This window comes from Tenacibaculum sp. 190524A02b, from assembly GCF_964036645.1.
Taxonomy (GTDB): Bacteria; Bacteroidota; Bacteroidia; order Flavobacteriales; family Flavobacteriaceae; genus Polaribacter; species Polaribacter vairaonense.
The window spans coordinates 887651-901259 of sequence record NZ_OZ038525.1; the positions used below are offsets into that span (position 1 = coordinate 887651).

Genomic DNA, 13609 nt, shown 5'->3' on the forward strand with positions numbered 1-13609 from the left:
TTAAATAAAAGGATTTTTTTAATGTTGAGCCAAGATGTATTTATTCTTGGCTCATTTTTTATAGGGTATTTCAAAAGTAACCTGTACAACAATTAGAAAAGATAATCATCATGAATAAAATAAAAACATTAAGCTTTTTTATACTACTATTGGTAACCATTCAAATTTTTGGACAATCGTTCAATTATCAAGGAGTTTTAAGAGATGCTAATGGTCAGGTTTTAAAAAATAAATTTGTAGGTATACAATTTAGAATATTACAAGGTAGTGCAACTGGAAGTAATGTATTTCAAGAAACCCATTCAGTAACTACTAACGAATATGGAGTAATTAATATTTCAGTAGGAACAGGAACCGTATTATCTGGTAACTTTTCAGTAATCAATTGGTCTACTCAAAATCATTGGTTAGAAGTAGCAGTAGATATTTCTGGAGGAACAACCTATACTGTTTTAGGAAGTTCAAAACTACAAGGAGTTCCGTATGCAAGTTATGCGGAAACTAGCGGAGATAAAGTATTTTCTACAACAAATAATATTACAAGTAATGCTAATGGCAGTATAGCTACAGATGATTTTGTATTTGGAAGTATGCAATTAGCAAGTAATAATAGTACAAATGATGATGATAGAAGGTTCTTTTTTGATAAAAGTAAAGGAGCTTTTAGAGCAGGAACATCTAATGATTCTTCATGGGATGAAGCAAATTTAGGAATAGGGTCTGCTGCTTTTGGATATCAAAATATAGTTACTGATGGGTTCAATGGGTTTGCCGCAGGATCATCTTTAACAGTTAGAGCCTCAAATGGAGTTGCTTTTGGCGATCAGAATTTGGTAACAGGTAATTATGCCTTTGCACATGGAGAACATTTAACTTCAGAGACTAGAAGTCAAATTACATTAGGACATAATAATACTCCAGATTCTGGATCACAAGCAAATAGTAATACTTTAAGATATCCTGAAGATAGACTATTTGTGATAGGGAACGGAACATTCGATAATAAAAGTGATGCTTTGGTAATTCGTAAGAATGGAAATACAGCTATAAATGGACAATTAACCATTGATGGAGATAATCAAGGAGCAGGAACTTCTTATACTTTACCAGCACAAGATGGAAGTGCGAGTCAAATCATGACCACAGACGGAGCAGGAAATGTTAGTTGGACAGATGTAGGTTCAAATGGAGCTTTTTCTACAACTACTAATGTAACAAGTAATAATTCTGGAAATATAGGAGCTGATGACTTTGTATTTGGTAGTAATCAGTTAGCAAACAATGGAACAACTAATGATGATGACAATCGTATGTTTTTCGATAAAAGTAAAGCGGCTTTTCGTGTTGGGGTAACTCCTGATGATTTAGAAGAAGGAGAAACAGCAAACCAATGGAATGATACTAATGTTGGATTTGCATCTTTTGCTGCAGGTGTAGGGAGTATTGCCAGTGGAGATGAATCTATAGCGTTAGGACGATATCATACTGCTTCTGGAGATAATTCTGTTACAATTGGTTCAAGCAATAAAGCAACAGCATTAGGAACAATAGCAATTGGAGGGTCAAATGTAGCATCTGGAGTAGCTTCAATTGCAATTGGAGATAATGTTTCAACAAGTTCACGCTCTCAGATAACATTAGGTATTAATAATGTACCAATTGCAGCTAGTAATCATATGTTTATAAGTACAGATCCTCTTTTAGTTATTGGTAATGGAACCTTGTCAACTCCAAGTAATGCTTTAGTAATGTTAAAAAACGGAAACACTACTTTAAAGGGTTCATTAACTATTGATGGAGATAATCAAGGTTCAGGAGCTTCATATACCTTACCAATCCAAGATGGAGCTGCAAATCAAGTAATGATTACAGATGGTTCTGGAAATGCTAGTTGGACAAATATTCCTGCTCCTGTGGTAGAGGCATATACTGCAGTAACATTAAATACTGGTGGTGGATGGGAAAATTATAATACAGCTTTTAGTATAACTAGTTTTCAAGATCCTAGATATAGATTAAATGATAATGTTGTGTATTTAGAAGGAATGGTAAGAAAGAATGTTGCTATAAATAATGCAGATGTAATTATGACTTTGCCAGTAGGATTCAGACCGCAAAAAACTAGAGTTTTTTCTGTTCAAACTGAAAATGGATCAATTCGAGTAGATGTTAATCCATCGGGAACAGTTGTAGTTGCTTCAGGCTTTAATGTGAGTCAAAATTGGGTTTCATTAGACGGTATTACGTTTAGTATTGATTAGTCTATAGTTGTAAGCATTAACAACTTTGTTAAAAAGATGTAGTATTCCAAGATACATAAAGCTTTTTTACTAAATGTTTATTATAGGGTATTGAGAAGTTTTTTAAAGTGAAGCGTATGGTGTAGGGATGTTTTCGGAGTCGCTCTATGTTAAATATGATAGATGTTTTAAATGAGATATATACGAAATAAATATTGTACTGGGTAATCTATAAGTTACTTATACTAAATTTTAAATAAAAAAATGAAGATAAAACTAATTTATATAGCAGTTCTTTTGGGGTTTAATTGGTCATTAATTTCTCAAACAATAAGCAGCAGTGTAGTAGCTAGTGGTGGAAATACCATTACAAACGGAACTACGACTATGGATGTTACCATTGGAGAATTAGTAATTACTGATATTAATAATAGTGAAACTACCTTAAATCAAGGCTTTCAACAAACTACTGTTTATGATGTAAATACAGTTTCTTGGGATGGTAGCACCAATTCATTTTGGACAGAGATTACCAATTGGAGTACTAATTCAGTACCAGAAACACCCAATGATGTAGTAATACCCAATACACCAAATTCACCAATAATAAGTTCAGGGGTAACTGCTGAAATGAATGATTTGACAGTAGGAACTTCAGCTTCTTTTGATATTTCAGATAATGGAGCTGTACTAGTTAATGGAAATTTGGAAACTAATGAAACGATTAACATAGGGTCATCTACCAATACAAGCGGGACTTTAATAGTTAAAGGAAGAGCTAATGGAATGATTAGTTATGAACGAACTGGCTTATTAGCAAATAAATGGAGTATTATTACGGCACCAGTTTCAGGACAAAGTATTAAAGAGTTTATAGAGAATCCAGCCAACGGAATTCGAGTAAATCCAACGGTAACCCCTAATCGTTATGCGGTAGCATATTATGATGATGCAAAAGCTACAGGTTCTAAATGGACGTATTACACAGCAGATGATATTCAAACTAATACATTAACCTTTGAAAAAGGGAAAGGGTATATTATATCAAGAGCAACGGATGGCAGTGTATATTTTACAGGAACTATTGAAACTACTGATGTATCCGTTGCAGTACAAGCGGGACAGTGGAATTCTTTAGGGAACCCCTATACCGCTTACATGCCAGTAAATAACAATGCAGGGGTAAACTTTATCCAAGAAAACATAAATAAGTTCAATCCAGCTAATGTAGGTGTATATATTTGGGATGTAAATCAAAATAAATACATACCACAAACCTTAGTAGGGAATCCAATTTCTCTAGCAGTAGGGCAAGGCTTTTTTATAAGAACAACAGAGGGAGTTTCAACTGTTAATTTTAAAGAAGCACAGCGTTTATCAGACGCTAGCAATGCAGGTGTATTTTCAAGGAAAAAAGTAACGGCAGGTATTCAAATAACAGCAAGTCAAGATGGTATTTCTGTTAATACACACATAAAATATCTACCAAAAGCCACAAATGGCTTAGACTCTGGTTATGATCTAGGTAACTTTGAAGGTGCTGAATTTGATATTTATACTCAATTAGTTTCTGGTGATTCTGAGGAACAGTTTACAATACAATCATTACCTAATACAAAAGAAGCAATGGTAATTCCGTTAGGAATTACTTCTAAAGCTAAAAAAGAAGTAACCATTACTGTGAGTACAGAAAACTTAGGAGATGGAATGGAAGTGTTTTTAGAAGACAATGTATTGCAAACAAAAACTAAATTAACAAACAATACTAAACACTCAATAGTATTTAATGAAGATGTAAAGGGAACCGGACGTTTTTATTTACATGTTAAAGGAACAACACTAACAACTGATAATACTATAATTGCAAATAATACAGAAATGAAAGTATATACCGTTTCAAATAAAAATTTGATGGTAGAGGGAATACATGATGAAACATTTACACTAAGCATATACAATTCACTTGGAGGAAAAGTAGTTGATAAAAGTTTGGTAGGAAAAGGTAAGAATTCAATTTTATTAAATGAATTAAGTACTGGAGTTTATGTTGTAAAAGTAACTTCTAAACAAAGAAGTCATAGTAAAAAAGTAATTATTAAATAAATTACCTAAAACTAATCTTACTGAGTATTACATTCTTTGAAGTAATGCTAAAAAATAAATTATTTATAAGGTTGATTATCATTGTGTTTATGGGCTGTTGTGATTTTTTTATAAAAAAAAATAGGGTAATCAAATAGTTTCCTGTACTAACAGTATAAAGCCTAAATAAAAACTACAAATGAATACAATAAAAGGTAACAACGTAAATAAGAAAGAAATCTCAAGAAAAGAAGCGTTAAAAAAAATAGGAAACTATGGTAAATACACAGCATTAACAGCCTTAGGAACTTATTTATTATTAAACCCTAAAAAAGCGCAGGCACAAAGCCCTGAAGCACCAGGAGAAGGATTTTAGAGCATATTTATAACCTATGCTATATAGTAGCACAAGTTGAACAAAAAGGGGGGATACTTGTGCTCTTTTTACTAACGCTAATCCTTAAAAATAGAACGTGTATATAGAAAAGATAAGAGTATAAAATTTAGAAATTTAATTTTGTTAGTAAGGAAAAAATGATATAATATTTAAATTTAAAGAGTATGACGAAACTAAAGCTTCAAGGAAGAAAAAAATTCAGTGTAAGAAGAAAGAAGAAAAAGTTTTTATTACTACCAATTATACATAAAGGAGAGTTTTATTGGTTAAAAAAAGTAAAATTAGAAAAAGCCTTTAATGGATACAAAATGATGATTATTGGAATAGAAAACGCATAATAATTTAAAGTAATAAACTAAGAAAACTTATTGAAGGGATTTTTTAGTAAACAAAAAGAGAGTTCTATGGTGGTAGGCTCTCTTTTTACTTTTCTATAGCCATGTATATTTTCATGGCTTTTAATATGAAGGTGAAATTTATTTTTCGAGTTAAAATACGTGGTCACCTTTAGCTTTAAACCTAAAAACATCTAAGGCATTATCGTATTTTTCTGAAAATAAAAAATCAGATACTGTATTTTTTAGGCTTTCTAAGATCGAATGTTCTTTATTACTAATATCATTGGTTACAGTAAATTCAACATTTCTAGAAACAAACACTTTAGTATATATATTCTGATAATCACTAATAAACTGTGTAAAGTCTTTGTCTAGTTTTCTATTATGAAAGGATATTTTATAATACACTGTTTAACTCTACTTTATATTTATTTAAAAGTGTTCGGGCAAGTGCTAGATTAGCATTTTCTCCATCAAGTGCCAGATAAACAAAATACTCACCATTAGGTGCTATGTTTATAATATGCACTTGTGATTCCAATTTAAAATGGATGTCTATAAGGTTGTCATTTAAGCCCAAAGCAGCTATAGCTCTACGCTTGGCATTTATTATTTCTACATTATAAGCAGAAGCCAAAGCAGGATCAAAACTTTCACTTACTGAATGAGAAATTAATGCCTCACCAGTGCTCATATCAGTAACACTAATACCAATGTATGCAGGAATATTCTCTTTTACATTTTTTACTAAATCGTCTAAAACTTGTTTCATGTATATTTAATTTGTGGTTAGTTCAGATTTCTTTTGTAACACCAGCTCTAAAAGTCGAACATTAATGTTTTTATCTGATACAAAACATAAAACACTACCCATATGTTTAATTAATAAGAAAAACATATCGGTACTTTTTAAAATAATTTCTTTTAGTTCAGAATTAATATAATTTTCAAAAAAATGATCGGACATATTAAAAATAGTACTTCCAAAAACAATGGTTTCATTTTCAATATCTTTTAAAATTCCTGATTTAACAAAGGAGTCTATGATTTCACCTTTTTTATTAATAAGGTAAACAGCCTTCGAATTAGTTTCGTTAAGTAATTCTTGTAGTTCCAACATTTTAGATTTCGGGGTTACTCAAAGTTAATAAATTCTATTCTAAAAAAAAATAATGAGGATAAATAAAATTTAATAAAAACTGAAAGGATGTAGTTGCCTATTTAATAAAAAAAACTAGTTTTTGTTATGTAATATGTATATCTTGAGTATAGTTTCCATTCTAATTGTTTTTAATAATAACTATTTATATTTGAAACCTAACCAACCAAGCCCAACATATGAAAATCAATATTTTAATCCTAATGTTAGCGTTGAGTACTATAAGTTGTAGTACAAGCAAAAAGAAAAAACCTAAAAAACTAAATAAGAAAGAGAAAATACTTAAAAAACAGGATTCTATTTTGTATAGCTTTGTTTTTTTAGGATGTAATAGGGTAGATAGACATCAAGTAGGCGATACTACAGCAACAAACGCTTCCACAGCTAATTTATCTGCAATGAAACGAATTTGGACTGAAGTATCTTCTTTAGAAAGAAAGCCTGATTTATTTTTCTTTTTAGGTGATATGGTATTAGCTGAATCAACTACAGAGAATTTAGAAAATCAATTAATAGCATGGAATGAGCTCTATAATAATACAAAGTTTAGCCCAATAAGTAAGGCAGGAATAGAAATGGTGGCAATACCAGGTAACCATGAGATGTTATATTGGCATGATTATAATATACCTAAGCATGATGAATGGCCTTTAAAAGGAGCTACTCAAATTTGGATGAAGCATATGGCAAAGTATATGCCTCAAGATAGAGATTATATTAAAGGAAATGATAGTATTAACAATCAAATGACATTTGCTTTTAAGCGTAAAAACATTGGTTTTGTATTGATGAACACAGATACGTATAATGCGCCTACTAAAGAGAACCCATACGGTTTAGAAGGACAAATACCTACGCAATGGATTATTGATAAAGTAACAGCTTATAAAAATAACCCAGCAATAGACCATGTTTTTGTTTTAGGCCATAAACCATATTATGTAAGTGGTAAACCAGAAACAGGACATAAAGGTATTCCAGAAGGGCCAGTTTTATGGCCTAAGTTAAAAGAGAATAAAGTAGTTGCTATGTTATCTGCTCATGTGCATGATTATCAACGCATGCAACCAGATAATAAAGGAACTTACCAAATTATTGCAGGGAATAGTGGAAGCCCTGGCGAAGCAACTTTTTTTGGGTATTCTAAAATTGATATTTTAGTATCTGGCAACGTAAAGTTAACAGCTATGGGCTATGATGTAGGAAATCCATATTACAAAGCAGTACCTAATAATCCTTCAACTGTGAGAGATGAAACAATTTTATCATGGTCAGCGAATGCAAATCCTTATCAAAATAAAAAATAGGGTGATTGTAATGATAACTGTACAGATAATATAAACTATAATACAAACTCAAAAATATGCACAAAAAAAATACACTATTTATTGTAAAGTTATTTTTCACAACTTTATTAATAGCTTTTACTTCTCAAAAAATGCATGCCAATCCTAGCATAGATATTAATGCTAGTTCGGATGGGATAACAGTAGTTACTCAAATTAAATACTTCAATAACGTAACTTTAGGCTTAGACCCTGGGTTTGATGTAGGGAATTTTGGAGGAGCTGCTTTTGATATTTATACACATTTATTAGAAGGGTCAACAGGAGATGACTATACAATCCAATCATTACCAACCAATAACTATGAGAGTATGGTAATACCGTTAGGTTTAACAGCAGCTTCAGGTAAAACAGTAACTTTTTCAGCAACATTTAGTAACTTACCTACAGGAATAGAGGTGTATTTAGAAGATAAAACTGCAGGGACGTACGTTAAAATTGATGCTATAAATACGTATGAAATTACTTTAACTGCAAGTGCTAACGGAATAGGTAGATTTTACATTCATACTAAACCTGCCTCAATAACGCCAACTACATTAATATGGCAAGACAATGGAAGTACAGATTGGTCTTTAGCGAGTAATTGGAATAACAATCAAGTACCTACTAGCTCAGATGATGTATACATACCTAATGTTACTAATATTCCAGCAATAGCAAGTGGTACTAATGTTGAGGTACAAAATTTAATAATAGCAGCTTCTAGTGCGTATACAATTCCTGCTGATGGAGGTGTCATCGTTAATGGAAATTTGGAAGTAGAAAACGGAATAACCATTAGTTCAACTACTACTAATAGTGGAGTTTTAGTAGTAAAAGGAACATCTAATGCTCAAATAACTTATGAAAGAGGAGGTTTAAAAGCGAATCAATGGAGTATTGTATCGTCTCCAGTAGTAGGACAAAGTATTAAAGACTTCGTAGAAGATACCAATAATAACATCCGTATAAACAATACAGTTACGCCTAATAGATATGCTGTAGGATATTATAATGATACGAATACAGAAGGTTCTAAATGGACATATTATACAGTAGATGATTTAGCTTCGAATACTATAACATTTGAAGCAGGAAAAAGTTACGCAATTTCTAGAGCTACAGATGGAAGTGTTACATTTACAGGAACGCTTAATACTACAAGCGTAAATGCAGGTGTAGCGGAATCAGAATGGAATGCAGTAGGAAACCCATACACAGCATTTTTACCTGTAAATCAAAACGCAGATTCAAATTTTATAAATGATAATATTAATAACTTTGATCCTGCTAATGCAGGAGTGTACATCTGGGATAATGCACAAAGTAAGTACGTAGCACATTCTTTAGTAAGCTCAGAAAAAGGAATTCCACCAGGACAAGGATTTTTTGTGAAAGTAAAAACAGGAATTACTCAAATGATTTTTAATGAAGCACAGAGAAGTACTCAAGGTGCAACTGGCACTGTTTTTCAAAGACAAAAAACATTAGATGTTGCTCAAATTCAACTTTTTTTAAGTAATAAAAAGCAGAAAGTGAATACCCAAATCAATTATCTTGAAAGTGGTACCAAAGGAATTGATAAAGGATATGATTTGGAAAATTACCCAGCAATTGAATTAGATGTTTATACACAACCACTAAAAAACGGTAATAATAAAGATCTTACAATACAATCGTTACCAACTTCCGAAATAGGAAGTACTATATTACCAATAGGATTACAAGCTAAAAAGGGAGAAAAAGTAACATTTTCAGTAAAATTGAAAAACATACCTGAGTATGTAGCAATATTTCTTGAAGATAAAGAAACAAATACATTTACAAAGTTTGATAAAGGAAATACGTATACAGTGAACTTTGGAGAGGCAGTTAACGGTTATGGGCGTTTTTATTTACATACAAAGTCAAGTATTTTAAATATTGATGATATAAATAATGAGGACATAAAAGTTTATCAATCGGAAGCTAATCTAGTAGTAAAAGGTATAAGTGAAGAAACATTTAAAATAAGTGTATTTAATTTAGTAGGGCAAGAAGTAGCAACGGCTGAAAATGAAAATACATTAAAAGCTACAGGATTAACAGCTGGTGTATATATGGTAAAAGTTAAAACAGCTTTAAAGGAACAAACAATAAAAATACTGGTTGACTAGTATAATGGTTTAAAAAAACTATAAATTTTTTGAGTAAAAGTGTTATCTGTTTTGATAGCACTTTTTTTATATTTGCCAACTAATTTGTTGAAACAGAAAAGATTTAATTATGAAAAAACTACTTTCCCTTTTATTATTAGTAATTGTAAGCACTCAATTATTCACCTCTTGTATAGCAACAAGAAGTTATATTAGTGAAACAAGCATATTACAAAAGATAGATAAACCTAAAGAAAAACATGTTATTATATCTGTAGAAGATGATATAAGGGTTAACAATTTCAATAAAACATTCAAAAAAAATTATACAAAGAAATCAGATTTTGCAAGTACTTTCACGTTAGACTTTCTAAATATAGCGAATAAAAAAAGAACTTTTGCTTCTGTGACAACTAATGAAGTAAACAAATGGAAAGTTTTAGATGAAAGTAAACTTGAAGAGAATCAACAAAAAATAGATTCATTATTTAATAAAGTAAAAGGAGATTATTTAATCAACTTTTCAGATTTTGAAATTACAAATAGAATAGAAACCTTTCATCATGCTCCTGCTATGGGACCTAATGGTACTTTTGCGGGAGGTAGACAAACTACAACAGAGTATTGTATTGTGAATGCTAAAGTAGCTGTGTATGATTTAATCACAAGAAAAAAGATAATAGAGTTTGTTTCTGTTGGAGAAAAGTCGGTATTCTTGTTTAACTTTAAAGATACTTTAAATAAAGCTAAAATGAGGGCAATTGAGCATGCTATAGATTATATAATAGTGGGAAAACTACTTATACAGTGATGTAATTTACAAAATAGATATGAATAGAAAAGAGTTTTTAATAGCATTTTGGGGTAGAATAATAAGGCCTTTATTGTTACTTATTGTAGTTTTTTATATAGCTAAATTTCTTTTTTTTGTATTAAAAAATGATGGATTTGAAAGGTCTTTCGTTTATTTTGTAGTTGACATTTTCATTCTGATACATCTTTTTCGTTTTATTTTTAAATCACTATTATTATTGCTTTTTAAGATTGAAATAAGAATTCCTAGTAAACTAAAGTTCTATTTAAGAATCGTTGGAAAATTTATAACTCCAGTGATATCAATGTTTGTTGGAGTTTTACTATATAAAATGTGGTTAAAAGATAAAATGGAAACGGTAATGATGTTGGTAATAATGGGAATAATGAATTTGAGAGAAATTTATAAAGAAGAAAAGAAAAAAACTAGAGAATAATGCTAATGAAATTAAAAAAACAGCTACAAAAAAAAACTAACAAGAAGAAAATTAAGCTTATTGTAATAAGCATACTCATAGTTACTTATTACTTTTCATTACCTAAAAAACTTTTTATAGACCCAACGTCCACAGTGGTTACAGCTAGTAATAATGAATTGTTAGGAGCTGCAATAGCAGAAGATGGTCAATGGCGGTTTCCTGAGTTAGATTCAGTTCCAACTAAATTTGAACACTGTATTTTACAATTTGAAGATGCTCATTTTTATAAACATTTCGGATTCAATCCAATTTCTATAGCCAAAGCATTAAAAGAAAATATAAAAGCAAAAAAAGTAGTAAGAGGAGGAAGTACTTTAACTCAGCAAGTAATTCGATTAGCTAGAAAAAACAGAAAAAGATCATATGGTGAAAAGTTAGTAGAATTAGTATTAGCTACGCGTTTAGAGTTTAGATATTCAAAAAAACAGATATTAAAACTATATGCATCTCATGCTCCTTTTGGAGGCAATGTAGTAGGTTTAGAAATGGCTTCATGGCGTTATTTTGGTTTGCAGCCACATCAGTTATCTTGGGCAGAAAGCGCTACGTTGGCTGTTTTACCCAATGCACCTTCTTTAATTTATCCAGGGAAGAATCAAGTAAAATTAAAAAACAAAAGAAACAGATTATTAAAAAAGCTTTATAAAGAAAACATAATAGATAAAATTACCTACGAATTAGCTATTGAAGAAGACCTACCACAAAAGCCGTATCCATTGCCAACTATTGCGCCACATTTTGTACAAGAAGTGACGCTAAATAATAAGGGACAAAGAATTCAAAGTTCCATTGATATTCATATACAAAAACAAGTAAATTCAGTAGTAAAACAATATTATGAGCATCAAAAACAAAATGAAGTGTATAACATGGCTGTGTTAGTTTTGGATGTAAATACTAGAAAAGTGATGAGTTATGTAGGAAATACACCTACTAATAAACAACACCAAAAAGACGTAAATAATATAGTTTCACCAAGAAGTACTGGAAGTACTTTAAAACCGTTGTTATATGCGCATATGCTACAATCAGGCGAATTATTACCTACTGAACTAGTAGCAGATACACCAACAGAAATTGCTGGTTACCGTCCTAAAAACTTCGATTTATCTTTTGATGGAGCAGTAGCGGCTAATGAAGCCTTAACAAGGTCTCTAAACATTCCAGCAGTTAGAGCTTTACAAAGTTACGGTTTGGAACGTTTTAGAACAGACTTAGAAGAGTATAAAATAAAGCATATAAACAAATCGGCAGGACATTATGGTTTATCCCTAATATTAGGAGGTGCTGAAGCTAGTTTGTGGGATTTATGTAAAACCTTTGCAGGATATGCAGGTTTGGTAAATCATTATGAAATTCTGAAACATAAATATTATTCCAAAGAATTTATAGAACCAAGTTATAAAAAAAGCGAGAAAACTGATTTTGGAAAAATAAAAAAGGAGCATTTTGTTATAGATGCAGGTTCCGTATATACCACATTAAATACTTTAACAGAAGTAAACAGACCTTTTTCAGATCAAGCATGGAAATATTTTGATTCTTCGCAGAAAATAGCTTGGAAAACAGGAACCAGTTTTGGAAATAAAGATGCTTGGGCTATTGGAGTTACTCCAAAATATGTAGTAGGTGTTTGGGTTGGAAATTCTGATGGAGAGGGAAGGCCAGATGTTACTGGTGTAGGAAGTGCCGCTCCAGTAATGTTTGATGTGTTTAGTTTGTTACCTAAGTCTAACTGGTTTTTAGAACCTTATGAGGATATGATAGAGGAAAATATTTGCAAAGAAAGCGGATGTTTAGCATTACCAATATGTAGTAGTGAGTTAAAAAGAATTCCTAAAAATGGCGTTAGAGGAAAATCGTGCAGTTATCATCAACAAATAACAGTAGATACTTCTGAAAAGTATAGAGTAAACACTAATTGTGAGTCAATTAATAATATAAAAAAACAAACATGGTTTGTATTGCCTCCATTAATGGCGTATTATTATAAACAAAAGAATGCTGTTTATAAAGATCTTCCTAATTTTAAAAATGGGTGTGGAAAAATGGATGCAAATGTTATGGATTTTGTATTTCCAACAAAATACCGATCTACATTATCGTTAACCAAAGATAACACAGGTCAAGTTAATACTGTACTGTTAAAAATAACACATACCAATCCTGAAGCTAAAATATATTGGTATTTAAACAATGAATTTATAGGGATTACTGAACAATACCATGAACAAGAAATAGCTCCTGCTACTGGTATTTATAAAATTACAGCTATAGATGGTTTTGGTAATGAAAAAGTTAGAGTAATAGAGTTTAAATAATAATAAGTACTTCAAGCTGTATAGTAAACCTATAATTTTTAAGATTTTATTAGTAATATAGATTAAAATTTAGAATTGTTTTTGGCTGTAAAAGGAAGTATAACAATAGTTATGATTGCTTTTTTAAAACGAGAAACAAACTAAAAAGAAAGAATTTATATGAGACATTTTAATGTTTAATTGGTATATCTTTGCTGTTAAGATTAATATTACAATAAAATGTTATTTTTCTTACACAAAAAATAAAAAACTGTAGGCATTTTTGTGAATCAAAATGCTAAATTTGGAGTTTTTAATAGTAATACTTTTAAAAAGTA

General features: G+C 30.6%; 12 protein-coding genes. 9 read left to right on the forward strand and 3 right to left on the reverse strand.

Annotation, left to right across the window (positions count from 1 at the left end):
* Positions 1–110: 110 nt before the first annotated feature.
* The 4 genes from ABNT65_RS03600 to ABNT65_RS03615 all read left to right on the forward strand — a co-directional run bounded on the left by ABNT65_RS03600 (position 111) and on the right by ABNT65_RS03615 (position 5057).
* Positions 111–2261: a hypothetical protein gene (locus ABNT65_RS03600; protein WP_348747193.1), complete on the forward strand. Its 2151-nt coding sequence runs from the start codon at positions 111–113 to the stop codon at positions 2259–2261.
* A 243-nt stretch (positions 2262–2504) separates the two neighbouring features.
* Positions 2505–4343 carry a T9SS type A sorting domain-containing protein gene (locus ABNT65_RS03605; protein ID WP_348747194.1) on the forward strand — a complete coding sequence of 613 codons (1839 nt, stop codon included), beginning with the start codon at positions 2505–2507 and terminating at the stop codon, positions 4341–4343.
* A 178-nt stretch (positions 4344–4521) separates the two neighbouring features.
* Positions 4522–4698: a hypothetical protein gene (locus ABNT65_RS03610; protein WP_348702892.1), complete on the forward strand. Its 177-nt coding sequence runs from the start codon at positions 4522–4524 to the stop codon at positions 4696–4698.
* A 185-nt stretch (positions 4699–4883) separates the two neighbouring features.
* Positions 4884–5057 carry a hypothetical protein gene (locus ABNT65_RS03615; protein ID WP_348702891.1) on the forward strand — a complete coding sequence of 58 codons (174 nt, stop codon included), beginning with the start codon at positions 4884–4886 and terminating at the stop codon, positions 5055–5057.
* A 150-nt stretch (positions 5058–5207) separates the two neighbouring features.
* Here the strand turns inward: ABNT65_RS03615 and ABNT65_RS03620 are convergent, their stop codons facing one another.
* From ABNT65_RS03620 to ABNT65_RS03630, 3 genes are read right to left on the reverse strand one after another with little or no spacing between them, the layout of a single operon-like run.
* The gene (locus ABNT65_RS03620) at positions 5208–5465 is read right to left on the reverse strand and encodes a hypothetical protein (protein WP_348702890.1); all 258 of its coding nucleotides are present in this window, start codon (positions 5463–5465) and stop codon (positions 5208–5210) included.
* Entirely contained in the window at positions 5455–5829 is a 375-nt protein-coding gene (locus ABNT65_RS03625) for a hypothetical protein (protein ID WP_348702889.1), read from the reverse strand. Before ABNT65_RS03625 ends, ABNT65_RS03620 begins: the two co-directional genes overlap by 11 nt.
* A gap of 6 nt (positions 5830–5835) precedes the next feature.
* Positions 5836–6177: a hypothetical protein gene (locus ABNT65_RS03630; RefSeq protein ID WP_348702887.1), complete on the reverse strand. Its 342-nt coding sequence runs from the start codon at positions 6175–6177 to the stop codon at positions 5836–5838.
* Positions 6178–6395: 218 nt separating this feature from the next.
* Here ABNT65_RS03630 and ABNT65_RS03635 point away from each other — a divergent pair, with 218 nt between their 5' ends.
* From ABNT65_RS03635 to pbpC, 5 genes are all read left to right on the forward strand, one after another.
* Positions 6396–7523, forward strand: coding sequence for a metallophosphoesterase family protein (locus tag ABNT65_RS03635; protein WP_348702886.1), 1128 nt, complete (start codon positions 6396–6398; stop codon positions 7521–7523).
* Positions 7524–7579: 56 nt separating this feature from the next.
* On the forward strand, positions 7580–9700 hold the full coding sequence (locus ABNT65_RS03640) for a T9SS type A sorting domain-containing protein (RefSeq protein WP_348702885.1): 2121 nt from the start codon (positions 7580–7582) through the stop codon (positions 9698–9700).
* A 109-nt stretch (positions 9701–9809) separates the two neighbouring features.
* Positions 9810–10490 (forward strand): hypothetical protein, encoded by a 681-nt coding sequence (locus tag ABNT65_RS03645; protein ID WP_348702883.1) that lies wholly within the window; start codon positions 9810–9812, stop codon positions 10488–10490.
* Between the two features lie 220 nt (positions 10491–10710).
* The gene (locus tag ABNT65_RS03650) at positions 10711–10929 is read left to right on the forward strand and encodes a hypothetical protein (RefSeq protein ID WP_348747195.1); all 219 of its coding nucleotides are present in this window, start codon (positions 10711–10713) and stop codon (positions 10927–10929) included.
* A gap of 5 nt (positions 10930–10934) precedes the next feature.
* Complete coding sequence (gene pbpC, locus ABNT65_RS03655) at positions 10935–13292, forward strand: penicillin-binding protein 1C (protein ID WP_348747196.1); 2358 nt, start codon at positions 10935–10937, stop codon at positions 13290–13292.
* Positions 13293–13609 lie beyond the last annotated feature (317 nt).

Coding starts and splice junctions, on each gene's coding strand:
- ABNT65_RS03600 (WP_348747193.1), top strand. CDS start 111: ATGAATAAAATAAAAACATTAAGCTTTTTTATACTACTATTGGTAACC.
- ABNT65_RS03605 (WP_348747194.1), top strand. CDS start 2,505: ATGAAGATAAAACTAATTTATATAGCAGTTCTTTTGGGGTTTAATTGG.
- ABNT65_RS03610 (WP_348702892.1), top strand. CDS start 4,522: ATGAATACAATAAAAGGTAACAACGTAAATAAGAAAGAAATCTCAAGA.
- ABNT65_RS03615 (WP_348702891.1), top strand. CDS start 4,884: ATGACGAAACTAAAGCTTCAAGGAAGAAAAAAATTCAGTGTAAGAAGA.
- ABNT65_RS03625 (WP_348702889.1), bottom strand. CDS start 5,829: ATGAAACAAGTTTTAGACGATTTAGTAAAAAATGTAAAAGAGAATATT.
- ABNT65_RS03630 (WP_348702887.1), bottom strand. CDS start 6,177: ATGTTGGAACTACAAGAATTACTTAACGAAACTAATTCGAAGGCTGTT.
- ABNT65_RS03635 (WP_348702886.1), top strand. CDS start 6,396: ATGAAAATCAATATTTTAATCCTAATGTTAGCGTTGAGTACTATAAGT.
- ABNT65_RS03640 (WP_348702885.1), top strand. CDS start 7,580: ATGCACAAAAAAAATACACTATTTATTGTAAAGTTATTTTTCACAACT.
- ABNT65_RS03645 (WP_348702883.1), top strand. CDS start 9,810: ATGAAAAAACTACTTTCCCTTTTATTATTAGTAATTGTAAGCACTCAA.
- pbpC (WP_348747196.1), top strand. CDS start 10,935: ATGAAATTAAAAAAACAGCTACAAAAAAAAACTAACAAGAAGAAAATT.